This is a genomic window from Nonomuraea roseola, from assembly GCF_039535395.1.
Classification (GTDB): domain Bacteria; phylum Actinomycetota; class Actinomycetes; order Streptosporangiales; family Streptosporangiaceae; genus Nonomuraea; species Nonomuraea roseola.
Map to the genome: position 1 here is coordinate 459,102 of NZ_BAAAXC010000005.1, position 22,943 is coordinate 482,044.

Genomic DNA, 22,943 nt, shown 5'->3' on the forward strand with positions numbered 1-22,943 from the left:
TGATCTCTGCGGTGTCAGTCCTCGTAGGCGCAGATCGCGTAGACCACGAGGTTCCAGTACCTGCTGTCGGGCACCACCTCGGCCGCCTTGGCCTCGACCTTCTCGCGGGTCGGGACCAGATAGTCGAGGGTGATGTCGGTGATCGGGATGGAGCCGATCTCATCCTGGACGGCGAACCCCGTCCCCAGGACCACCTGCCTGTCACCGGCGCCGCCGCAGGACACGTCGAGCTCCTTGCTGGGCAGGGTGGAGCTCGGGCTGTTCGCGGTGGAGTCGCTGTAGATCCACAGCCCCGGTGGCGCGTCTTCCGCGCATATCGCGAACATCTCGAGCGTCCAAGACGGTGCTGCCGACGAGGAGATCCACGTCGCGTGGCCGTGAACCGCGTTGAGCTGCGGCTTGATGTAGTCGACGACGGCTTTGCCGCCCGCTCCGTCCAGCCGGTAGCCGTTGCCGAGCAGGAACTCACCGGGGTCGCAGGTGACGGTCAGGGGGAGCAGCCCGTTCCGCGGGGCGGTCCGGCTGACGATCCTGGTCGCCTCGTCCGGGTCGCCGCAGACGGCCCACACGCGAATCATCCACAAGGACGAGGTGCCCGCTCCGGTCTCTATCCCGAACGCGTTGACCGTGTACGTCGTCGGTACCACCTCGTCGATGACGACGTCACCGCTCGGCCCCATGATCTCGGCCCCCGTGCCGAGCACGCGTGTACCCGAAGGGCAAGTGACATCGGCGCCCTTGTTGCCGGAGGTGTTGCCGCTCGTGTCGAATACGACCTCGTAGTCGGGGATGTTGGCGGATGAGGCACTGGCCGGCATCGTCACGATGACGGCGGACAGTGCGAGAACGAGCGAGATGACGGTGACCCAGGTGCGTCTTGTCGCGATAGGCAAGAGAGCCTTCTCTGAGTAGTGGGCGCGTGGGGACCTCCCCGATCTTCGGGGAGCACGGTTCCCTGTCTTTGCAGAGTCGCCCCGCCGCCTCGATCGGTCTGCGCACAATTACCGGTTGGCCCGGTGCCCTTCGGCGTTGCGTGTCTATGGCCTGAGGGGGGCAGACCAAGTAAGCAGGAAAGGTGCTCGCTAAAAGTCTTTATGTCCAAGCCCTCCGGGAGCTTCCGGTTACTGACAGCTACTTTGCGTCTGGTGGCACGGACCCGAGCGGAGGGCCGAGAACATCGTTCCCGCCTGGTTCGGGCGGGTGGGGCGAGCAGGGCTACCAGGTGACCGGCAGCCGGTGCGCGCCGTAGATGCTCATGCCCGTGCGCATCGGAACCTCCTCGGACGGCACCGCCAGCCGCAGCCCGGGAAAGCGCCAGAACAGCGCGGGGAAGGCCACGCGCATCTCGATCCTGGAGAGCTGCTGACCGAGGCACTGGTGGATGCCGTGCCCGAAGGTCAGGTGGCCCACGGTCGCGGGACGGGTGACGTCGAAGGTCTCAGGATCGGCGAACCGTTCGGGGTCGCGGTTGGCCGCCGACACCGAGATCGTGACCACCTGACCCTTCCCGATCGTCTGACCGGCGATCTCGACGTCCTCGAGAGCGGCCCTGAGCGGCCCGAGATGCGTGACGGCCAGATAGCGGAGCAGCTCCTCGACGGCCCCCTCGATCAGTGGCGGCTCCGACCGCAGGGCGGCGAGCTGTCCTGGGTCGCTCAGCAGGGCGAAGGTGCCGAGCCCCAGCATGTTGGCCGTGGTGTCATGCCCTGCGACCAGGAGCAGCAGCCCCGCCCCCGCGATCTCCTCATGAGAGAGATCGCCGCCGGATATGAGGCCGCTGAGCAGGTCGTCAGCCGGTTCCGCCCGCTTCCTTGCGACCAGTTCGTACAGGTCTGCCCCCCTCGGAGGGTCGTGGGAGGACGCTCATCAGCCGCACGCCCTCGCCGCGTCGTCCATGCCTTTGTGACGGGTCACAGGAATGGCCGCCCCGGTTTGCCGCCCGGCCCAATTCACAGATGCGCAAGCCCCCCTCATGGTGTGTGCCATGCAGCGACGTGCCTTCCTCCTGACCGTGTCCGCCGCCGCCTTCTCCGGCTCCCTCTGGCAGGAGGCCGCCATGGCCGCCGCCGGCGCGAGCCCGTACGGCCCGCTCGGCCCCGCCGACGCCAACGGCGTCGCCCTGCCGTCCGGCTTCACCAGCAGGATCGTGGCCAGGACGGGCAGGCCGGTCGGCGGCCTGTTGTGGCACCCCGCGCCCGACGGAGGCGCCTGCTTCCCCGACGGCACCGGCTGGATCTACGTCTCCAACTCCGAGATCCCGCTCGCCGGCGGCGCCTCGGCGATCAGGTTCGCCGCCGACGGCTCGATCACGCGGGCCTACCGCATCCTCAGCGGCACCAACCTCAACTGCGCAGGCGGCGCCACCCCGTGGGGCACCTGGCTGTCGTGCGAGGAGATCTTCCGCGGCAAGGTCTACGAGACCGACCCGTACGGCGCCCGCCCCGCGCAGCCGCGCAACGCGATGGGCAGGTTCAAGCACGAAGCCGCCGCCTGCGATCCCGACCACCGCGTCGTCTACCTCACCGAGGACGAGCAGGACGGCTGCTTCTACCGCTTCCGCCCCACGACATGGGGCGAGCTGTCGAGCGGCCGCCTCGAGGTGCTGTGCGAGGGACCGGTCTGGCGCGAGGTCCCCGACCCCACGCCGGGCGTGCTGCAGCGGCAGACCCGCCACCAGGTGAGCCAGGCCCTGCACTTCGACGGCGGCGAAGGCTGCCACTACGCGGGCGGCGTCTGCTACTTCACCGCCAAGGGAGATCGCAAGGTCTGGGCCTACGACGCGCGAACGGGCACACTGGGCTCGATCTACGACGGCGGCGGCACGCTCGACGGCGTCGACAACATCACCGGCACCCGCGCGGGCGACCTCTACGTGGCCGAGGACGGCGGAAACATGGAGATCAACATCATCACGCCCGACGGCCTCGTCGCGCCCGTGCTCCGCCTCGACGGCCACAGCAGATCGGAGATCACCGGCCCCGCCTTCTCCCCTGACGGCTCCCGCCTGTACTTCTCCTCCCAACGCGGCACCAGCGGCGAGACGGCGGGCACGGGCGGCATCACCTACGAGGTCACCGGCCCCTTCCGCCGCTAACGACAGGAACCCCCCATGAGCCTTGCCGCTGTCCTGCTGCCCATCGCCCTGGCCGTCATCATGTTCGGCCTCGGACTCGGGCTGGCGCCCGCCGACTTCCGCCGGGTGCTGCAGTACCCGAAGGCCAGCGTCATCGCGCTGGCCTGCCAGGTGCTCGTGCTGCCGGCCGTGTGCCTCGCGCTGGTCCTGCTGTTCGGGCTGCCGCCGGTGCTCGCCGTCGGCATGATGCTGCTGGCCGCCTCGCCCGGCGGCACCACCGCCAACCTCTACAGCCATCTGTTCGGCGGGGACGTGGCGCTCAACGTGACACTCACCGCGATCAACTCCGTGCTGGCCGTCTTCACGCTGCCGCTGATCACCAACCTGTCGATCGGCTTCTTCGGCGCCGAGGCGGGCACGCTCGGGCTGCAGTTCGACAAGAGCGTGCAGGTGTTCGCGATCGTCCTGGTGCCCGTGGCGATCGGCATGCTGGCCAGGGCCAGGTTCACCGCCTTCGCCGACCGTATGCACACCCCCGTGAAGATCACCTCGGCGGTGATCCTGGCGCTGGTGATCGTGGCCTCGGTGCTCCAGGAGCTCGACAACATCGGCGGCTACATCCGCGACGTCGGCCTGATCACGCTGCTGTTCAGCGTCATCAGCCTCGCCGTGGGCTACTGGGCGCCCAGGCTGGCCCGGGTCGGCAGGCGTCAGGCGATCGCCTCCTGCATGGAGATCGGCATCCACAACGCGACGCTCTCCATCACCGTGGCGGCGGGTCTGCTCGCCAACACGCAGATGGCCATCCCCTCGGCCACCTACGGCGTGCTCATGTTCTTCACCGCCGCGGTCGCGGGCTTCCTGCTCAGGGCGAGGAAGGAGGAGCCGGTCGCGGCCGGTTCATGACGCGGCGCGCGGCCAGCGCCGCGCCGATGCTCTGCAGCTGCGCGGGGTCCACGGGGTCGAGCCCGGTCAGCGCGACGGCCCTGCGCAGCCGGTAGTCAACGGTGTTGGGGTGCACGTGCAGCCGCTCGGCCGTCCGCCGCCTGTCCAGGCCGGTCTCCAGGTAGACGGTGAGCGTCCGGAGCAGGTCGGGGTTGTCGGTGAGCGGGTCGAGCAGCGTGGCCAGGCCGCTCATCGCCTGGCTCGGCCTGGTCAGCTGATACTCCAGCAGCACGTCGGCCAGCCGGTAGAGGCCAGGCGGATGGTGGAACAGGTGCACCACGTCGAGCACCTCCTGGGTCAGCCTGGCCGCCGCCGCCACCCCCTCGGGCGGCGCGACCTCGCCCGCCGCGCGCACCTCCACACCCGCCGCCTCGCAGATCGCCGCCACCAGCGCGCCCGCCGAGTCCCACGCGAGATCGGGCACGAGGATCAGCCCGCCGGTGGGATCGAGCAGCGACAGCACCGGTTCGGCTGAGAACCTCTGCGTCGCCTCGCGCACGCGGTGCAGCCTGCGCCGCGCGGCGATCGTGGCCGAGCGCTCGTCCGGGTGGGCGCCCAGAGTCACCGACAGCACCAGGTAGCGGGCCGCCAGCCTGATCCCGGTGGTGGCCTGCGGTTCGCCGCTGAGCAGGGCGGAGATGGTGGCGTGTCTGGCGTGCTGCTCCTGCCGTACGAGGCTCTCGCGTTCGTGCTGGTAGGCCGCGCAGACGGCGGCGGTGACGGCCTCGGTGTAGCCGAGCATCAGCCGTCCGGCCGCCAGTGCGTCGGCCAGGTCCTCGGGGGCGGCCCCGGCCAGCACGTGGTCCCAGATCCGGCCCGCGCCCTGCTGGTAGGCGGCCAGGATCGCCTCGAGTGGCACCCCCTCCTGCGCCCTGCGGACGGCAGAGGCGCGCAGCGGCGCCAGCTCGGCCGTCGTCGGCGCCCGCCGCTCACGCAGCAGCCTGGCCACCAGGCGCAGGTTCAGCTCGGTGATCTGGACGATGTCGCTCGTGAGTTCCTCGTCGGGTAACTCCCTGTAGAAGGGGATCTCGGCGACGAAGCCGCGGACCAGCTCGCGGGCGAGCCTGACCGCCTGCCCGTCCAGGACCTCGTGGACGGCGCGCCCCGCCAGGCGCAGTGGTTCGGACATCGGCCGGCTCCCAGGTGTCACGACGACACCCCAGAATGCCCTTTCTGTCGCGATCGGGACAGCCGTCTCCTTTCCTCCTGCTGACGGTGAGGTCTCAATCCCGCCAGCGCCCTACGGTCCTGAACCGCTGAAGTGGAGCACGTGTCCACTTCAACCTCCACCACTGCCGGGGACGTCGCCGCCGCGCGCTCGCCGCTGATCGGCTGGCTGGCCGTCGTCTCCGTGATGCTGGGAATCTTCTCGATCGTCACCGCGGAGATCCTGCCGATCGGTCTGCTGACCTCCATCGGCTCAGACTTCGAGATCTCCGACGGGGCGGCGGGGCTGATGATGACGATGCCGGGCATCCTGGCCGCGGTCGCCGCCCCCGCCGTCACCGTGGCGACGGGACGGCTCGACAGGCGCTTCATGCTGTGCGCTCTGATGCTCCTGCTCGCCGTCGCCAACTTCCTGGCCGCCGCCGCCACCTCCTATGGGGTCATGGTGGTGTCCAGGGTGCTGGTCGGACTGGTCATCGGCGGGTTCTGGTCGATCGGCGCGGGCCTGGCCGCCCGCCTGGTGCGACCCGCGCACGCCGGCACCGCGACCGCGGTGATCTTCTCGGCGGTCCCCCTGGGCTCCGTGCTCGGCGTGCCCGCGGGCACTCTCATCGGGCATCTCGCGGGCTGGCGGGCGACCTTCGTCATCATGGGGGTGCTGACCGTCGCGATCCTCGTGGCGCTGGCCGTCCTGCTCCCGCCGCTGCCGGCCGAACAGGTGACCAGGCTGGGCGTCCTGACCGGACTGCTGCGCGACAGGGGCGTGCGGGCGGGGCTGGTGCTGACCTTCCTCGTCGTGCTGGCCCACTTCGGCACCTACACCTATGTAACCCCCTTCCTGCAGCAGGTCACAGGCGCGAGCCCCGGCGTGGTCACGGCCTTCCTGCTCGTGTACGGCGTCGCCGGCATCGCGGGCAACTTCGTCGCGGGAGCCACGGCGAGGCGTGCGCTCGGGGCGACGTTCGCCGTGAGCGGTTGCATGATCGCCTGCGCGACCCTGCTGCTGCCCCTGCTCGGGACGAGCCACCTGGGCGCGCTGGCACTGCTGGTGGTGTGGGGCCTGGCCTACGGCGCGGTGCCCGTCTGCTCGCAGACCTGGTTCGCCGCCTCGGCGCCGCACGCGACGGAGGCGGCCACCATCGTGTTCACCTCCTCCTTCCAAGCGACCATCGCCGCCGGCGCCCTGCTCGGGGGTGTGGTGGTCGACGCCGCCTCACCCTCGGCGGTCATGACGCTCGGCGGCACGGTCGCCGTCCTCATGGCGCTGTGCGCCTGGGCTGCTGCTCGGCCAGGTGGTCGAGCTCGACGGCCACGTCGGGAAGCGACCTGACACCGGCCGGCGGGTTGTCGGCGGTAGGACCGGACAGATCGGCTGGCGCTGGTCGTGAAGCGCTCCTCGGCCGACCTGATCGTCACGCCGGCGCTCGGCGGTGACGCCTCCACTCGACGATGCGTGATCGACTCCGACCCTAGAAGTCCGGCGAACGAGCGAAATTCGTTTGCATAATGGTCAAGAGTCGTTGACCATTGGTGCCATGCCTACCGATGATCTCCCCGAGACGTTTCACGTCACCACTGACGAGCAACTACGCGCCGTCTCCAATCTCACGCGTCACCGGATCATGGCCGTGCTCCGCTTCGAGCCGGCGACGATCACGCAGATCGCCCAGCGGGTGGGCCTGGCGAAGGGGAGTTCCAGCTATCACGTGCGACTGCTGGAGCGGGCCGGTCTGGTGAAGGTGGTGCGGACGCGGAAGGTGAGAGGGGTCACCGAGCGGTACTACGCGATGGCCGCCCGGTCGATCGAACTGCCGGATCCGGGGCCGGGGCAGCCGGATGTGCTGCTGCGGAATGCGGTGGCGGACCTGGAGGCGTCGCCGGTGGATGGCGAGAGGCACGTGCGGATGGCGCATCTGCGGCTCACCGAGGAGCAGTTCACGGAGCTGGGGGCGCGGCTGCAGGCACTGGCGGATGAGTACCGGGCGCTGTCGGATCCCTCGCTTCCAGACGCGTCGCTGGTCTTCGCGCTGTTCCAGCCGGCTCCGCGCCAGCAGGTCGACCAGCAGGTCGAGGGGGACGCCAAGTGACCCCGAATCCGATGAATGATGTGGCGAAGTTGCCTACCGGGTTCGGGCGACTGTGGACCGCGCAGACGGTGTCCTCGCTCGGTGACGGGGTGACGCATGCCGCGCTGCCGCTGCTGGCATTGACGTTGACCCGGGATCCGATGGCGCTGGCCGTCGTCACGGCGGCCGGGACGCTGCCCTGGCTGCTGTTCGGGGTGCTCGGTGGCGCGCTGGTGGACCGCTGGGACCGCCGCCGCACGATGTGGGTCGCGGACACGATGCGTGCGGTGCTGCTCGCGATACCAGCGGCCGCGGCCGTGCTCGACGTGCTGAGCATTCCGCTGCTGTCGGCTGTCGCGTTCCTGCTCGCCCTCGGAGGGCTCTTCTTCGACACGGCCGCCACGGCCTATCTGCCGGATCTGCTCGGCCGCGACCCCGCACTCCTGGAACGCGCCAACTCCCGCCTGCGCGGCACCCAGACCGCCGCGTCCGGCTTCGCCGGGCCACCTGCGGGCAGTGCGCTGCTCGCGCTCGGGCGGGCGGTTCCGCTGCTCGCCGACATGGTGTCGTTCGTGCTCTCCGCACTGCTCGTACGGTCACTGCCCGCCGTGCCGCGGCCTACCGCAGGCGCCCGCGAGTCACTGCTCCGCCAAGCTCGGGCCGGGGCCTCCTACGTCTTCCAGGATCGGCTGCTGCTCGGGCTCGCGCTGCGTCCTGCGGTCGGGAACGTCGCCTTCCTCGCCGTGGAGACCGTACTCGCCCTCTTCGCCCATGAGCGCCTCGGCATCGGCCCTTTCGGCTTCGGGCTGCTCCTCACAGCGGAGGCCGCCGGCGGCCTGCTCGGCGCGGGCATCGCGTCCTTCCTCGGCCGGCGGCTCGGCACCGGCACCGCACTGACCTGCACGGCCGCGGTCGAGGGTCTTGCCATCCTGGGACTGGCCGCCGCCCCGAATCCGTACGTGGCTGGGCTCGCGCTCGCCATCTGCGGGGCGGGGATGGGCGCCACGATGGTGCTCGGGCCCTCCCTCCGGCAGGCGATCGTCCCGGCTCACCTGATGGGCCGGGTCGCCTCCACCTCCCGCATGCTCGCCATGTGCGCCGCCCCGTTCGGCGCCTTCCTCGGCGGCTGGCTGGCCACCACCTACGACATACGCACCCCGCTCTACGCCGCCGCCGGCCTACTCCTGGTCATGACCGCCGTCACGGCCACCATGACCAGCAACCGCCGAGTCGAAACGGCACTACGCAACGCCGCCACGACCCCTGGACCAGGACACCCGGAACCCGAGGACCCCATTCAGAAAAGCGCACCCGAATCACAGCAACCCACCGAGGTTCCGGCACGCTGAACAAACCCACCGGCAACGCCTGGACCACCCCTCCGGCCACGGCTGCCCGCATCCAAGCGGTAGATGGTGGTAAATCCGCCCGCGAAGTTGCTGCTCAAGCCCCGACTCAAGATCAATCTCAGCGATAACGGCCGTCCGCAGGTTCCTCAACCCCGAGGTCCTCGAGGCGGTCGAACTCTCCTCAACCGCTACAACTTCATCGGCCGCCGGATCGAGGACGGCGTGGTGGACGCCGACGATGTCCTACGCACGGAATGGCAACCCGTGATCCGCCTCCACCAGCAGCTCGGCCCGTTCATCGAAGCCGAAACCGCTCGCCTGGCGGCCAGAGCCCGCCAGTTCGGCGAAACCCCCTACCCACAGGCGACGGGCGAGCCGTTCCGCCGCCAGTTCACCGCCGAACTGGCACCAACCGAGTAGGGGTGTCGAGTCCGGGAGGACGTCAGATCAACTCCTACCTTGGGGCTGGGGCCACGTTCGGGAGCGGAGGGCTTACGCGCGGGCGGCCGAACTGTCGATACCGCGGCGTACCGTCGCCTTCATGACGGACGACCACGACACCTTGGACTCTCGCCACCAACAGCACGTCATCGAACTCGCCGATGACCTGCACGAGCTGGACACGGCCCTGCTGGCTCAGCTCACCCCGGCCGACCGCGCCCGCCAAGCCCGAGCCCGCCATGCGCTGTGGCTCCACGCCGACGCGATGTGGGACGCGGTCAAGCACACCCTGCCCGACAGCGGCCCGGCCACCCGCGACGCCTACAACTGCGTGGCCGCGCTGCGCGACCTGACGATGGAGCTGCAGGCCGCCGCCACCCAGGCTCAGCACGACGCCGGCGACCCCGACGACGACGGCCAGGGCGACGTGGCCATGTGGGCCGAAAGCCGGTACGCCCGCGGCGTCACTCCCCCGAGGTACACACTGCCCGACCGCACCCGGCACGCCGGCAGGTAGGCCAGCGACGTTCGTCGTGCCTTCCTGCTGTGGGACCGTTGCCCTGCGCCGCCACGCACAACCAGTCCGGGTCCAGCCGGGATACGGCCAGAACCGGCCATGGGTTGATTCGGCCGGGCCGTACGCCAGCCGCTTCCGCGCGGCGTCGCCGGCACGAACCTGGTCGGTGGGGCTGGTCAGCCCTGCGACCGCTCCGGCTGCTCCTCCTCGGGAAGGCACCACCGAAATGACGGCTGGTGACGGCGACGGCACCCCATGCCCCTTGCCGTCACCTTGCGCAAGCTTCTGATTACTATATGTGTTAATTTGGTCACGGAAAGTGTCGATATGCGTCTGATGCTGCGGATTCGTTGCGGGGCGCTGGCGAAAGGCGACGCCCGTGGCGACGCAGACCCAAGTGACCGAATTCTCGCGTGATGTCCTCGGCCGGTACGTGTGCAACACCCTGGCCGAGGCGATGGCCAGTACAGACAGTCAGGCGTCGCCGGGCGCCCGCCCGTTCGATGTCGTGGTCATCGGGGGCGGCAGCTTCGGCGCGGTGGTGGCCGCGCACATGTTCAACGTCGACGTGTCGCGCACACACCGGATCCTCGTGCTCGAGGGTGGCCCCTTCATGCTTCCCGAGCAGGTCCAGAACCTCCCGATGCTGGGATTGAACGTGCCCGCTGCGACGAGCATCGCCGCGCTGCGTCAAGCCGGGCAGGCGCACGTGCCGCGCAACGAGGTGTGGGGACTGGCATGGCATTCGCCGGTGCCGTTCCCGGGGCTGGCCTACTGCGTGGGAGGCCGGTCGCTGTACTGGGGCGGCTGGGCGCCCCGGCCGCTGCCCGAGGAGCTGTCACCCACGGTGTGGCCGAAGGCGCTGGTGGATGACCTGCAGGACGGCCAGCTCGATACGGCAGGTCAGCAGATCGGTGTCGACCAGACCAACGACTTCATCTTCGGCCCGCTGCACAACGCCCTGCGGGAACGTCTGCACGAGGCGGTGCGCGGGCAACTCGTACCCGGGGCGATGGACCTGGCGACGCTCCCCGACCATCCGGCACTGCGCGACGGGCTCCCCTCGCCGGCGCAGTTGAGTCAGCTGCTGGGCATGAGCCCAGATGCCGCCGGTGAGCGCAGCGCGCAGGAACTGGCGGATCAGCTGAAGCTGGAGGCCCCTCTGGCCGTGCAGGCCAGCACTCGTCCCGGGTTCTTCCCGAACAACAAGTTCAGCGCAGGACCGCTGCTGGTGCAGGCCGCCCGTACCGCCTGGGCCGACTCAGGTGGAAACGACGCCGACAAGCGGCTGATGATCGTCCCTCGATGCCACGTGCTGGGTCTGGATACCCGCGGCAGCGAGGTCACAGGTGTGCAGACCAGCCACGGGTACGTGCCGCTGCCGCCCGGCGGAGCGGTCGTGATCGCGCTGGGCACGATCGAAAGCACCCGGCTGGCGCTACACGCCTTCGACGCCCTGCCGGGGACCGGCCCGATCGGCAGCGGGCTGATGGCGCACCTGCGCTCCAACCTCACCATCCGGATCCCACGGGAGGCGCTGGGACAGATCACCGAACACGAACTCATGGCCGCGGCCCTGCTTCTCAAGGGCCACGCGGTGGACGCCGACGGGCGCGAGCGCTTCTTCCACCTGCAGATCACGGCCGCCGGCCTCGGATCCCGCAGTGCGGATTCCGAGGCGGAGCTGTTCAAGAAGCTCCCTGACATCGACCTGTTCAACCGGTTCCAATCCGCCAGCGACACACACGTGGTCATCACCTTGCGCGGGATCGGTGAGATGGATCCCGACAACCCGGCCAACCAGATCCGGCTGGACCCCGAACTCGACGAGTACGGAATCCCCCGCGCGCTGGTAGAGCTGTCGCCCAGCCCGGCCGACAGGCAACTGTGGGACGAGATGGACGCCTGCGCCGACGCCGCCGCCCTGGCCTTCGCCAACGGGTCACCGTTCGAGGTCCTCGACGGCCCGACGTTCCGCCCGGCGGCCGCCGGGCAGGCTCCCTCCGACGTGGTGCCGTTCAACCGCCGCCGCGACGGACTGGGCACCACCCACCATGAGGGCGGGACTCTGCGCCTCGGCGACGACCCGGCCGGCTCCGTCACCACCGCGGACTGCCGCCTGCACGGTGTGGACAACGCCTACGCGGCGGGCCCGGCGCTGTTCCCTCGGCTGGGCTCGCCGAACCCGATGCTCACCGGCGTCGCGCTCGCCCGCCGGCTGGCCGAACATCTCACTCCCACCCGCCGTTTCGTCGCCACCGACAACCACGAGGTGCTGTTCGACGGCACCGACATGAGCGCCTGGCGGATGGCCGGCGCCGGTCGATTCCAGATCGTGGACGGCGCACTCCAGTCGATCCCCGGCGACGGCCTTGGCCTGCTGTGGTGCACCCGCCCCACCCCGACCGACTTCTCACTGCGGTTGCAGTACCGCCTGACTCGCCCCGACGACAACTCGGGGGTGTTCATCCGCTTCCCCGATCCCACCAGTAAGGGCTACGACAACTCCGCCTGGGTGGCGGTCGACTTCGGCTTCGAGATCCAGATCGATGACCTGGCCCGGCCCGACGGCGCCGACATGCACCGCACAGGCGCTGTCCACGGAGTCGACGGCCAGACCTACACGGCAGCACCGGCAAGGCCGCCCGGCAAGTGGAACGACTACGAGATCCGCGTCCGCGGCCAGGACTACACCGTGATCCTCAACGGCCGACAAGTCACCACCTTCGCCAACACCGATCCTGAGCGCGGCCTGCCGACCACCCTTGACGCGGCCGCCTACCTCGGCCTGCAAGCCCATACCGGGCGCGTCTGCTTCCGCAACATACGTATCAGCGTCATCTGACCGCCGTTCCGTGAACAACGCCGGCGGGTCGCTCGATCGCTGGCCCGCCTACCGGCGGGCCAGCGCCTCGGAGCAGGCCCTGAACGCGGCGCTTGGGGACTATCGCCCTCCAAAGTCACGCTAAGCAAGATCAAACGATAACGATCAATCTTCCATCTCGTTGATCGGTCGTGAGAATATTTCTGACTGCCGCCGAAGAAGCGTTGTACGGCCGGTTTACCGGGCCGCCGGAGCAGGCGGTGCTGGAGCGGTTCTTCTTCCTGGATGACGCTGACCGTGAGCTCGTCGCCGTGCGGCGCGGTGATCACAATCGGGTCGGGTTCGCACTCCAGCTCGTCACGGTTCGCCATCTGGGCAGGTTCCTGGAGGACCCGCTGGATGTGCCGAACGTGGGAGCTGTGGACGCTTGTAGACGAACGCGCCCGCTCCGGCATCGGAGCGGGCGCGATTCTATGGACTCAAGAAGCCGGATGCCGGGCGGCGATCCCTTCAACGAGGATTTTCAGACGACTGGCGCTTCGATACGGACCAAGCTCAGTTCAAGGTCCATGCCGTCATGGTCGACGCGAGCGGTGACCTGGAACACCATGAACGCTATTCCAGCTAACAGCGAGACCATAAGCGAAACACGCCAACCGGAGCGCAGATCCTTCGCCCGTACGAGAAGGACCAGGCCGGCGATGAGTAGCACCGGTGTCGGCAGCAGGGTCACCATCACGGGCGTTGTCCACCGGCCCGTGAGCCCCCGCGCGGACAGGACACCGGACCGTTCGTGAGCAGGTTCTCTGCGTATACCGCGACTGAGCTGGTCACGGTCGGCCCGGTGTCCGCGGCGGCGGGCTTCACGCCGTAGGACTTTACACGGATACCTACGGTCGAAGGTCCTGTCGAAGGTCGGTCGTCGCGGGACCGGCTGGGACGGCGGGGGTTCGAGGCCATGTCCAGGCGGAGCGCAGGATGAAGGCCAGGATCAGCACCTCGATTCCGATGGAGAGGCCGTAGAAGGAGGCCCAGTCCCAGGACGTCCCTGCCGCGTTGAACACCGAGACGGGGATGTAAAGCAATGCAACGACGAGGTTCGTGGCGCGGTTCACACGGGCGGGCAGCGTCATGGAGAGCAGCACCATCAGGGCCGGGATCCCTATGAGCGCGAGGAAAATGGTCAACAATGTCCCGCTGATGTCGAACTCAAAGATGACGCCACCCCGGATTTCGTCGATGGCGCCGGGCTTGTAGAGGTGGAAGTAGTCGACGTAGATGTAGAGGAACATGAAGCTGGTCCAGGCTGCCGCGAGCTTGGCCTGCACGGGGATCGGCGGGTTGTCGAGCAGGCTCGGGGTGTTCGTTCGGATGGTCATCGGTTCTTCTTTCGAGAGGAGCGGTCCCTCCGCCGGAGTGGCGGCAGGTCTGGGCGTGCATACGCACGGGTTGGGTCGGTCTGGTCGTCAGACGGTGACGACAACCTTCCCTCGGGTGTGGCCGGCCGCGACGTAGCGGAGGGCGTCGGCTGCTTCGTCGAGGGGGTAGGTGCGGTCGATGACGGGTGTGACCTGCCCGGTCGTGAGCAGGTCGGCCAGGGTGAGCAGGTCCTGGCGCTTCGGGAGCGACAGGAAGGGCTTCAGCCGCTGACGGGTGAACCCGGACAGCACGCGCGCCTTGACGATCCGACCGAGGGGGCCGAGCCAGCGGCCGCCGCGTCCGCTGTTGGGGATGAGGGTGCCTGTGGGCGTCAGCGCTCGGCGGACAGCCGCCAGGGGCTGAGCTTCCACGTTGTCGAGGATGACGTCGTAGCGCTTCTCGGTGCGGGTGAAGTCGGTCCTCGTGTAGTCAACGACGTGGTCGGCACCGAGCGACCGGACCAAGTCGACGTTGCGGGTGCTGCACACACCCGTCACCTCGGCGCCAAACGCCTTGGCGACCTGTACGGCGAAGGAGCCCACGCCGCCCGACGCGCCCGTGACCAGCACCGTCTGGCCCGGTCGAACGTTCGCGATGTCGCGCAATGCCTGCAACGCCGTCATGGCCGACGTGGGGACCGCTGCCGCGTCCACGACCGACAGGTTGGCAGGCACGGACACGAGGTTGTCCGCCGGGACGCAGGCGTACTCCGCGAGCGTTCCAGCGGTGCTCCAGCCGAACACCTCCTCGCCGGGGCGGAGAGCGGTGACATCCTTCCCGACCGCTGCCACCACGCCAGCGAGGTCCCTGCCAGGGATGCCGTGGCGCGGCCGGCGGAGCCCGAACGCCAGCCGCACCACGTACGGCTCACCGGTCATGACGAAGTAGTCGCCGGGATGTACTGAGGCCGCGCCCACCTGGACGAGCACATCGCCTCGACCGGGCAGCGGTAGCCCGACCTCGCACAACTCGAGCACTGAGGGCGGGCCGTAGCGGTGCTGGACGGCGGCCCGCATCGTCGCCGCCCCGGCCGGACTGGCCCCTGGCACCAGGCGTGCTGAGGCGTTCGATCGCTGTTCGGTTCCCATAGGAGCCTCCTCACGTCCGAGCTGCGACCCTCGCTTGTTCGTACACCGTACGTCGTACGCCGTACTATGCTCGTACGCCGTACTATGCTCGTACGCTGTACGATAGTCAAGCCGTTCGAGGGAGCGAGGAGACCCGTGTCTGTGAGGAAGCAACGCCAGGTCGCGTCAGACGCGGGGCTGAGCAAGAAGCGGGTGGTGGTCGAGGCGGTCCGGCTCGCCGACCGCGAGGGGGTCGACGGGCTGAGCATGCGCCGGCTGGCTGGCGCGCTCGGCGCGGGCGCGATGTCGCTCTACCACTACGTGGCGAGCAAGGAGGAGTTGCTGGACGCCATGATCGACGTCGTGTTCGAGGAGATCGAGCTCCCGCCCGAGGAGACCGACTGGCAGTCGGCGATGCGACGGCGGGCGGTATCCGCCCGAAAGGTTCTCGCACGCCACCCGTGGGCGATCGGCCTGATGGAGTCGCGGACATCGCCGGGGCTCGCGCACCTCCGCCACCGCGAAGCGGTCACCGCCTGCCTGCGGAGGGCTGGCTTCCCGGTTCTGATGGCGACGCACGCCAACTGGTTGCTCGACGTCTACGTCTACGGGTTCGCCCTGCAGGAAGCCAGCCTGCCGTTCGACACCGCCGATGAGTTCGCGGACATGGCCGAGGACGTCTTCCTGCCCCAGCTTCCTCCTGACGAGTTCCCCTACCTCAACGAGTCCGCCGCGGCGCTCGTCGCTGCCGGCTACGACCCGGCAGAGGAGTTCATCTTCGGCCTCGACCTCATCCTGGCCGCCCTCGAGCCCCTGAGAGCCTCCGCATAGCGACGCTCACGGACCGTCGCGCGGCCCTCTGCACCGCAGCTCCGATCCATAACCGCCGTGTTGTAGCGGGGCTCGTAGCGGCCGTGCGCCTGGGGTGCCTACGTGACTTCGTCGATTGCCTCTGCTGCACTGGCAACAGCAGCCACATCAGCCACAGCCAGTTGTCCGCATCTAACAACACCCGCTGCCGAACTCTTGGCCTGAAATGCTCGGCTATTTGATCTGACCGGGCAGCGCCAGTTACCCATTGGCCTGGTTTTGATGCCTGTATGTTCCACGGTGTACCGTTCGGCCAGTTCGGAGGTGGTGTGCTGGCCGGCGCGGTGCAGCTTTACCAGGTGAGCTTCCTGTCGGGGTTGAGCTTGGGCTTCTGCCGCGCAGTCGGCCTTGGCGACCTTCATTCCCTAACGGGTGCGCATCTGGGTAAGGTCGGCCTCGAACTCCGCGACCATGGCCAGGGCGGTGAACAGCAGCTTGCCGATGGGGTCGGCGGGGTCGTGGACTGATCCGCCGAGGTTGAGCGTCACCCCGCGTGCGGTGAGTTTATGGAGATGTCGTGCGCGTCGGCCACGGACCGAGCCAGCAGGTCGAGCTTGGTGGCCACGAGGGTGTCACCGGCCCGGCAGGCCGCGAGGGCTTCCCGCAGGCCTGGCCGGGCGCGGTTGGGCCTGCGACGCGTGATCTTGTAAAAGACGGCGGTAGACGCTGACCAGTGGTCAGCGTCTACCGCCACGCGGCGGCCGACACCGTCGCCTTCTCCAGTACTCGGTACACCGTGGGCCGTGACACCTTGAACAACTCGGCCAGCTCGGTGATGTTGTGCTCACCCTCGGCGTGCAGTTTGACCAGGTGCCGCTGCTGCGCGGCCGACAGCTTGGGCTGCTTGCCCTTCAGCTTGCCCTTGGCGCGGGCGATCGCCATCCCCTCCCGGGTCCGCATCCGCGCCAGGTCTGCCTCGAATTCGGCGAACGTGGCCAGGATGTTGAAGAACATCTTGCCCATCGGGTCGGTCGGGTCGTAGATGCTGCCGCCCAGTGACAGCCTCACCCCGCGCGCCACCATTGAGTCGCCGATGTCGCGGGCATCCGGGACCGACCGGGCCAGGCGGTCCAGCTTCGGCACCACGAGGGTGTCGCCGGCGCGCACCGCCGCCAGGGCCTGGTCCAGACCGGGGCGTTTGCGGTTGGTGCCGGTCAGCCCCTCGTCCACATAGATCCGGTCCTCCGGCACCCCGAGCTCGCGCAGGATCATCCGCTGGGCCGCCACGTCCTGCTTGTCGGTCGAGCACCGCGCATAGCCGATCTTCGCCACACGACGAGTGTAACGTTTAACCCCCGGTCACCGTACAAGTCACCGGGCACCCTAACTGATACAAGATCAAGTTTGGCGACACTTCACGATCCGCCCTGCTCCGAAGGCCTACGCACCACCGATCCGAACTCCTGTGCACTGATCGCCTCCGGGTGTCCGGTGAGGGTTCCCCTAACGGACGCACTTGGCGCGGGCCGCAGACTCCACACCGGAAAATGTACGAATGGAATTCACCCCGACAGGATGGGCCCAGTCCGAGACCCTGACGGCCGGCTGATTTTGCTTAGCGTGACTTTGGAGGGCGGTAGTCCTCAAGCGCCAACTCCTACAGTCACGACGAGCCGCGCTTAGCTGGGGGTTCATCAGGGAAGCGCCCTCCGGGACCCGGTCTGCCTCGGGGGCGGCCAGGATAAGACCGTCGACCGTGGCCCGGACCGGCCGGGCCGCCACGCCGGATTCGCCCGGCAACCGCACGGGCCCGTCAGGGAGTCGTGATCACGTGGCTGGGAAAGGATTGGACGGTGTGATGCTCGGGCTTGTAGCTTGCAGTTGACTGTGACACCGCCTGAGGAGGTGAGACCCATGAACGCTGTATCGATGTGGGTGCTCCCCCTTCCCGTCACGGTCGGGCGATTGACGTAGGTGTCGCCGGGAGCGCCTCGACAACAAGGCACTCCCGAAAGGCAACACCTATGCACTCTCAGCAGGTCACCGCCGAGCCGCCGTCGAACGACAGGGTCGAGCGTGACTCCTCGGGGGGCGACGTCCCCGAACTCTGGTCGCCGGCCTCCGGCGCCGATCGCGCGCCCCTCATGTTCGACGTGATCATCGCCGGGTGCGGGCCGACTGGTGCGACGCTGGCCGCCGAACTGCGGCTGCACGATGTGCGGGTACTCGTTGTGGAGAAGGAAACCGAGCCCGCGTCGTTCGTCCGCATAGTCGGTCTGCATATTCGCAGTCTCGAGCTGATGGCAATGCGCGGACTGCTGGATCGCATTGTCCAGCGTGGAAGACAGCGTCCGGCCGGCGGTTTCTTCGCCGCCATCCCCAAACCCGCGCCCAAGGGCCTGGATTCCGCGCACGCCTATCTGCTGGGCATCCCACAGCCGGTCATCGAACATCTGCTCGAAGAGCATGCGATCGAACGGGGAGCGCAGGTCCGGCGCGGTTGCGCGGTCGCCGGTTTCGAGCAGGACGACGAGGGTGTGACCGTCGAGCTGGCCGACGGGGAACAGCTGCGTTCGCGCTACCTCATCGGCTGTGACGGCGGGCGCAGTACGGTGCGCAAACTGCTCGGTGTCGGCTTCCCCGGCGAGCCCTCGCGGACCGAGACGCTGATGGGCGAGATGGAAGTGGGTGTACCGCAGGAGGAGATCACCGCCAAGGTGACCGAAATCCACGAGACCCATCAGCCATTCTGGCTCCGGCCCTTCGGCGAAGGACTCTACAGCGTCGTCGTCCCCGCCGCGGGAGTCAGCGACCGCGCGGAACCGCCCACCCTCGAGGATTTCAAACGACAGCTGCGCACCATCGCCGGAACCGATTTCGGCGTGCACTCCCCGCGCTGGTTGTCCCGCTTCGGGGATGCCACCCGGCTGGCCGAACGTTATCGGGTCGGGCGGGTGCTGCTGGCCGGCGATGCGGCACACATCCATCCACCCATCGGCGGACAGGGCCTGAACCTGGGCGTTCAGGACGCCTTCAACCTCGGCTGGAAACTGGCCGCACAGATCCGCGGCTGGGCGCCGGAAACACTGCTGGACACCTACCAGGCCGAACGTCATCCGGTCGCCGAGGACGTGCTGGACAACACCCGCGCCCAGATGGAACTGCTGTCCACCGAACCGGGCCCGCAGGCCGTGCGCAGGCTGCTCACCGAACTGATGGACTTCGAGGAGGTGAACCGCCATCTGATCGAGAAGATCACCGCGATCGGCATCCGCTACGACTTCGGCGAAGGCCCCGACCTGCTCGGCCGCCGCCTGCACGACATCGACGTGAAACAGGGCCACCTCTACGGTCTGCTGCATCGCGGCCGCGGCCTGCTGCTGGACCGCACCGAACGCCTGACCGTCGGCGGCTGGTCAGACCGGGTCGACTACCTCGCGGATCCCACTGCGGTACTCGATGTTCCGTGCGTCCTGCTACGCCCCGACGGCCACGTCGCCTGGGTCGGCGACGATCAGCAGGACCTGGACGACCACCTCTCCCGCTGGTTCGGCAAGCCCGCCGACTGATTTCGCCTGAGCAGTGGTCATCCGTAGATACGGCCGCGCGCGCAGTCTTCTGGGACGCCGGCCGCTTCGACGGCTCGGCGTTCGATGAGGCAGCTCATCGAGGGGCTTCGCCGGGGGGTTCGTGGCGGGGGCGCCAGGATCGGCCTGCCCGGTGCTGGCTATCCTGTGGCACGTCGAGCCGGGCACGGCTCCCCACCACGAGCCCACCGGAAGGCGACGACCGTGACAGCCTCCCAGCGCCGGAGCACATGGCCGGCGACGACGGTGGTGGCGCACGTGGTCCTGGCTCTCCTGACGGTGATCATCCTGGCGGGCGTCTGGCACCTCGGCGCGGACCTGTGGCAGATCTTCGCCGCGACGGGTGCTGCCGTCCTGCTCCATGTAGGAGCGGTGGTGGCCCATCGACGGCCGTGGGTGGGGTACGCGATCGGCGCGCTGGCGATGCTCGTCCTGGTGACGATGCCCTTCCCGGGTTGGTCACCGAGCATGCTGCCCTCGGCTGTGTGCTTCCCCCTCACGTTGTGGCGGCTGACCAGCCTGGTCTCGGTCAGGTCCTCGGTGGTCGCGTTGGCCGTCGCCGCGCTCGGGATCGTCCTCACCGAGCTGGTGGCGTGGGCGCGGCTGCCCGCTGACCCTGGATGGACCCGCCTGGTCGAGGGAGGGCTGCTGATGCTCGTGGTCGGCGGTGTGTGGCTTGCGGCTCTGCTGGTACGCCGCAGGCACGAGGCCGGCCGACGAGCCGAGAGCGAACGACTGGCCGCGGCGGTCGCGGACGAACGGGCCAGCATCCGCCGCGACCTGCACGACGTGATCGCCCACACGGTCACCGTCATGGTCGCGCGGATCGAGGCCGCGGCGGTGACGACGGCGGATCCGGCGACCCGCCGCGAACTCGGCGACATCGCCGAGGCCGGCAGGGACGCCCACCAAGGTCTGCGAGCGATGCTGGCCACCTTGGGCCCGGCCGCCGTGGCGCCGCGCGCCGATTCCCGGCCCAGAGAGGTCCCGATCTCGCTCGACGCCCTCCCTGACCTCTTGGCCTCGGCGGCGAGCCCGCTCCATGCGGTGACGTTCGCGGAGGTGGGTGAGCGACGGCCACTGAGCCTGAGTGCCGAGGTAGCGGCGGTCCGGACCGTGCAGGAGGGCATCACCAACGCGCTGCGCCACCTCGAACCACCGGTCGAGGTGACCGTTCGCCTGCGCTGGACCCCGGCCGAGGTGGTGGTGGAGGTGCGCGACGACGGCGGCAAGGCGCTTCGCGACGTCGGCAGCCAGGGGACCGGCCTGATAGGGATCGAGGAACGTGTGCGTACCGCAGGCGGCACCCTGTCGATCGACGACGGGGACGACGGGTGGGTGCTGCGGGCGCGGCTCCCCACGAAGGAGGGGGCATGACCGGGATCCGTGTCATGCTCGTCGACGATCAGGAGTTGCTACGGGCCTCGCTCCGTACGGTGCTGTCGGCCGACGAACGCATCGAGGTCACCCACGACGTCGCGAACGGCAGCGACGCGATCGAGGTCGTCCGGCGGCACCGCCTCGACGTGGTACTGATGGACATCCGCATGCCGCGCATGGACGGGGTCGCCGCCACGGCGGAGATCGTCAGGATCGCACCGGCGACCCGGGTGCTCATGCTGACGACGTTCGATGATGACGAGCTGGTCGTGGCTGCCATCCGGGCCGGCGCGAGCGGCTACCTGACCAAGGACGTCCGGCCCGCCGCCCTGGCCCAGGCCGTGTGTGACGTCGCCTCCGGGACGTCGGCGCTGGCCCCGGGGGTGGCCGCGACGATCCTCGATCTCGTACGGCAGGTGCCGATGCGGAGGACGGCAGCCCTGGACGGCCTCACCCCACGCGAGGTCGAGATCTTCGGCCTGCTCGCCCGCGGCAGGTCCAACAGCGAGATGTGCGCGGAACTGGTGCTGAGCGAGAACACGGTGAAGTCGCACGTCCGGGCCGTCCTGCAGAAACTGAACCTGCGCGACCGCGTGCACGCGGTGATCCACGCGTACGAGAACGGGCTTGTGGGTCGCAAGGATCTGCCTGACTGAGATTCCATCCTGCCGGGTGGTGCCGTCTCACCCCTTTGGGTGATGTCGGCCGGTGACGCCCGGCCTAGGTTCGACGTCGTGCATTTCCTACGTGTGCCCTTTCCTCGTGTGACCTCCCTCCTCGTCCTCGGCGGTGTGCTCGTCGCCGTGCTGCTCGGCTGGACAGCACCGGCCCATGCCACCGGCGAACGACTGGTCGACGACTACCGTTCCGTCTACGGTACGCCGGGTGTCGCGGCGGCCGTGATCAACGGGTCGTCGGTCGAGACGATCGTCCGCGGCCGGGACGGGGACGGCAACGCGGTGACGGCGCGGACACGGTTCCGGATCGCGTCGATGAGCAAGTCGATGACGGCTGCGGCGATCATGCTGCTGGTCGACCGTGACCGCATCTCCCTGGACGACCCGCTCGTCAAGGTCCTGCCCGACTTCAGGATGGCCGATCCGCGCTTCACCGGGATCACCGTGCGCCAGATCCTCAGCCACACCTCGGGGCTGTCGAACAGCACGAACAACGAGTACGTGTTCCCCCCTCCGCGCAGCGCGCAGGAAATCGTGGCAGGGCTGGCCGACAAGACCCTGGCCGCCGATCCGGGCACCCGCTCGGAGTACCACAACACCAACTACTCGATCGCGGCGAGGATCGTCGAGGTGGTGTCGGGGAAGTCCTTCGACGCCTTCCTTCACGCCGAGCTGTTCACTCCGCTGGGCATGACCGGCACCAGCTCGACGCTGGGGTGCTCCGATCGTGCCGAGGGCCTGCCGTCCGGGTACGAGGTCGTTCTCGGGGTTGCCGTCGCGGCACCGGAGATGCCGGGGATGTGCGTCGGCAACGGCGGGGTGATCTCGACCCTGGATGACATGGTGCGGTGGCTGCGGTTCAACCAGGGAACCTTCGGGGCGGACCTGCTGAGTGCCGGCTCCCTGGCCGAGTTGCACACCGTCCAGCCGAAGGCCGGCGGCTACGCCCTCGGCTGGCAGTCCCGCCCCGTCGCAGCAGACGCCCCGCCGTCGGTGATCGGCCACGGCGGAACACTGGCGACGTGGACCGGGGACATGGTCTTCTCGCCCAAGACCGGTGTGGCCGCCCTCGTCCTCACCAACAGCGGCGGCGATCCCGGCCTGCTCTCGACCAACCTTCTCGCCGAACGGATCGGGGCGCCGGCAACGCCGATGAGCAACCCGCTGACCGTCGTGAACGCGGTCCTGCTCGGGCTCACGGTGGGGATGGCCGCACTGCTGGTCACCGCGGTCGTCCGAGCGCGCCGCTGGGCCTCGCGACGCCGCGCGGCGCGCCGGCCGAGGCTGGTTCTGCGGCTGGTGCCCCTTGCCCTGGTGACGGTGCTGGGCGCGGTGCTGCCGACGCTGATCTGGGGGGCGTTCAGCTTCCAGTACTGGATCGTCACCGCCTGGCTGCTGCCGCTGCTGGCGCTCTTCTGCCTCACCTGCTGCGTGCTCGGGGCGGTCGCACTCGGCCGTCGCCTTCGGTGCTTCCGCCGTGCCGGTCAGGCGACCTTCGCACCGGTACGGCCGGCCACAAGCTCAGCCGACCTGGGGTCTGTCCAGTGAGGCGGTCCGCCGGTGTCAGGCTGGGTTGTGGACCACCTGGGTTCGAAGCCGCCCTCCGAATGAGCAGAGCCTC

At 68.9% G+C, this 22,943-nt stretch carries 20 protein-coding genes and 3 pseudogenes; 14 read left to right on the forward strand and 9 right to left on the reverse strand.

Annotated features, from left to right (window positions below):
- Window positions 1–14 precede the first annotated feature (14 nt).
- Window positions 15–893: a hypothetical protein gene (locus ABFX55_RS04075; protein WP_346117728.1), complete on the reverse strand. Its 879-nt coding sequence runs from the start codon at window positions 891–893 to the stop codon at window positions 15–17.
- 322 nt (window positions 894–1,215) lie between these two features.
- Window positions 1,216–1,830 (reverse strand): annotated as a pseudogene (locus tag ABFX55_RS04080) (cytochrome P450); the annotation flags it as partial.
- A gap of 154 nt (window positions 1,831–1,984) precedes the next feature.
- Between ABFX55_RS04080 and ABFX55_RS04085 the strand changes: the two are divergent.
- The gene (locus ABFX55_RS04085) at window positions 1,985–3,094 is read left to right on the forward strand and encodes an alkaline phosphatase PhoX (RefSeq protein ID WP_346117729.1); all 1,110 of its coding nucleotides are present in this window, start codon (window positions 1,985–1,987) and stop codon (window positions 3,092–3,094) included.
- Window positions 3,095–3,109: 15 nt separating this feature from the next.
- Window positions 3,110–3,979, forward strand: coding sequence for a bile acid:sodium symporter family protein (locus ABFX55_RS04090; protein WP_346117731.1), 870 nt, complete (start codon window positions 3,110–3,112; stop codon window positions 3,977–3,979).
- On the opposite strand, the gene ABFX55_RS04095 is transcribed toward ABFX55_RS04090, so the two are convergent.
- Window positions 3,939–5,147, reverse strand: a complete 1,209-nt coding sequence (locus tag ABFX55_RS04095) for a PucR family transcriptional regulator (RefSeq protein WP_346117733.1) — start codon at window positions 5,145–5,147, stop codon at window positions 3,939–3,941. The genes ABFX55_RS04090 and ABFX55_RS04095 overlap by 41 nt on opposite strands.
- Before the next feature lie 141 nt (window positions 5,148–5,288).
- On the opposite strand from ABFX55_RS04095, the gene ABFX55_RS04100 reads away from it, so the two are divergent.
- The 7 genes and pseudogenes from ABFX55_RS04100 to ABFX55_RS49670 form a co-directional block, all read left to right on the forward strand.
- Window positions 5,289–6,515 (forward strand): MFS transporter, encoded by a 1,227-nt coding sequence (locus tag ABFX55_RS04100; protein WP_346117735.1) that lies wholly within the window; start codon window positions 5,289–5,291, stop codon window positions 6,513–6,515.
- A gap of 190 nt (window positions 6,516–6,705) precedes the next feature.
- The gene (locus ABFX55_RS04105) at window positions 6,706–7,272 is read left to right on the forward strand and encodes an ArsR/SmtB family transcription factor (RefSeq protein WP_346117737.1); all 567 of its coding nucleotides are present in this window, start codon (window positions 6,706–6,708) and stop codon (window positions 7,270–7,272) included.
- Between the two features lie 20 nt (window positions 7,273–7,292).
- Window positions 7,293–8,600 (forward strand): MFS transporter, encoded by a 1,308-nt coding sequence (locus ABFX55_RS04110; RefSeq protein WP_346117739.1) that lies wholly within the window; start codon window positions 7,293–7,295, stop codon window positions 8,598–8,600.
- A gap of 63 nt (window positions 8,601–8,663) precedes the next feature.
- Window positions 8,664–9,020: a hypothetical protein gene (locus ABFX55_RS04115; RefSeq protein ID WP_346117741.1), complete on the forward strand. Its 357-nt coding sequence runs from the start codon at window positions 8,664–8,666 to the stop codon at window positions 9,018–9,020.
- A gap of 121 nt (window positions 9,021–9,141) precedes the next feature.
- On the forward strand, window positions 9,142–9,558 hold the full coding sequence (locus ABFX55_RS04120; protein ID WP_346117743.1) for a hypothetical protein: 417 nt from the start codon (window positions 9,142–9,144) through the stop codon (window positions 9,556–9,558).
- Between the two features lie 397 nt (window positions 9,559–9,955).
- Entirely contained in the window at window positions 9,956–12,403 is a 2,448-nt protein-coding gene (locus tag ABFX55_RS04125) for a 3-keto-alpha-glucoside-1,2-lyase-like domain-containing protein (RefSeq protein ID WP_346117745.1), read from the forward strand.
- A 170-nt stretch (window positions 12,404–12,573) separates the two neighbouring features.
- Window positions 12,574–12,807 (forward strand): annotated as a pseudogene (locus ABFX55_RS49670) (DUF4158 domain-containing protein); the annotation flags it as partial.
- A gap of 98 nt (window positions 12,808–12,905) precedes the next feature.
- Here ABFX55_RS49670 and ABFX55_RS04130 read toward each other — a convergent pair.
- The 3 genes from ABFX55_RS04130 to ABFX55_RS04140 all read right to left on the reverse strand — a co-directional run bounded on the left by ABFX55_RS04130 (window position 12,906) and on the right by ABFX55_RS04140 (window position 14,889).
- Window positions 12,906–13,121 (reverse strand): hypothetical protein, encoded by a 216-nt coding sequence (locus tag ABFX55_RS04130; protein WP_346117747.1) that lies wholly within the window; start codon window positions 13,119–13,121, stop codon window positions 12,906–12,908.
- A 151-nt stretch (window positions 13,122–13,272) separates the two neighbouring features.
- Window positions 13,273–13,761 (reverse strand): DUF6326 family protein, encoded by a 489-nt coding sequence (locus ABFX55_RS04135; RefSeq protein WP_346117749.1) that lies wholly within the window; start codon window positions 13,759–13,761, stop codon window positions 13,273–13,275.
- 87 nt (window positions 13,762–13,848) lie between these two features.
- Window positions 13,849–14,889 (reverse strand): NAD(P)-dependent alcohol dehydrogenase, encoded by a 1,041-nt coding sequence (locus ABFX55_RS04140; protein ID WP_346117751.1) that lies wholly within the window; start codon window positions 14,887–14,889, stop codon window positions 13,849–13,851.
- Window positions 14,890–15,030: 141 nt separating this feature from the next.
- Between ABFX55_RS04140 and ABFX55_RS04145 the strand changes: the two genes are divergently transcribed.
- The gene (locus tag ABFX55_RS04145) at window positions 15,031–15,699 is read left to right on the forward strand and encodes a TetR/AcrR family transcriptional regulator (RefSeq protein ID WP_346117754.1); all 669 of its coding nucleotides are present in this window, start codon (window positions 15,031–15,033) and stop codon (window positions 15,697–15,699) included.
- A 98-nt stretch (window positions 15,700–15,797) separates the two neighbouring features.
- On the opposite strand, the gene ABFX55_RS04150 is transcribed toward ABFX55_RS04145, so the two are convergent.
- From ABFX55_RS04150 to ABFX55_RS04160, 3 genes and pseudogenes are all read right to left on the reverse strand, one after another.
- Complete coding sequence (locus ABFX55_RS04150) at window positions 15,798–16,100, reverse strand: hypothetical protein (RefSeq protein WP_346117756.1); 303 nt, start codon at window positions 16,098–16,100, stop codon at window positions 15,798–15,800.
- 3 nt (window positions 16,101–16,103) lie between these two features.
- Window positions 16,104–16,432 (reverse strand): annotated as a pseudogene (locus tag ABFX55_RS04155) (recombinase family protein).
- On the reverse strand, window positions 16,423–17,010 hold the full coding sequence (locus ABFX55_RS04160; RefSeq protein WP_346117758.1) for a recombinase family protein: 588 nt from the start codon (window positions 17,008–17,010) through the stop codon (window positions 16,423–16,425). The pseudogene ABFX55_RS04155 and the gene ABFX55_RS04160 overlap by 10 nt, the downstream one beginning before the upstream one ends.
- Window positions 17,011–17,822: 812 nt before the next feature.
- On the opposite strand from ABFX55_RS04160, the gene rox reads away from it, so the two are divergent.
- The 4 genes from rox to ABFX55_RS04180 all read left to right on the forward strand — a co-directional run bounded on the left by rox (window position 17,823) and on the right by ABFX55_RS04180 (window position 22,870).
- Complete coding sequence (rox, locus tag ABFX55_RS04165; RefSeq protein WP_346118295.1) at window positions 17,823–19,247, forward strand: rifampin monooxygenase; 1,425 nt, start codon at window positions 17,823–17,825, stop codon at window positions 19,245–19,247.
- Window positions 19,248–19,523: 276 nt separating this feature from the next.
- Window positions 19,524–20,642, forward strand: coding sequence for a sensor histidine kinase (locus ABFX55_RS04170; RefSeq protein ID WP_346117760.1), 1,119 nt, complete (start codon window positions 19,524–19,526; stop codon window positions 20,640–20,642).
- The gene (locus tag ABFX55_RS04175) at window positions 20,639–21,301 is read left to right on the forward strand and encodes a response regulator (protein ID WP_346117762.1); all 663 of its coding nucleotides are present in this window, start codon (window positions 20,639–20,641) and stop codon (window positions 21,299–21,301) included. The genes ABFX55_RS04170 and ABFX55_RS04175 overlap by 4 nt, the downstream gene beginning before the upstream one ends.
- Window positions 21,302–21,409: 108 nt before the next feature.
- Window positions 21,410–22,870 carry a serine hydrolase domain-containing protein gene (locus ABFX55_RS04180; RefSeq protein ID WP_346117763.1) on the forward strand — a complete coding sequence of 487 codons (1,461 nt, stop codon included), beginning with the start codon at window positions 21,410–21,412 and terminating at the stop codon, window positions 22,868–22,870.
- The last annotated feature ends 73 nt before the right edge of the window (window positions 22,871–22,943 follow it).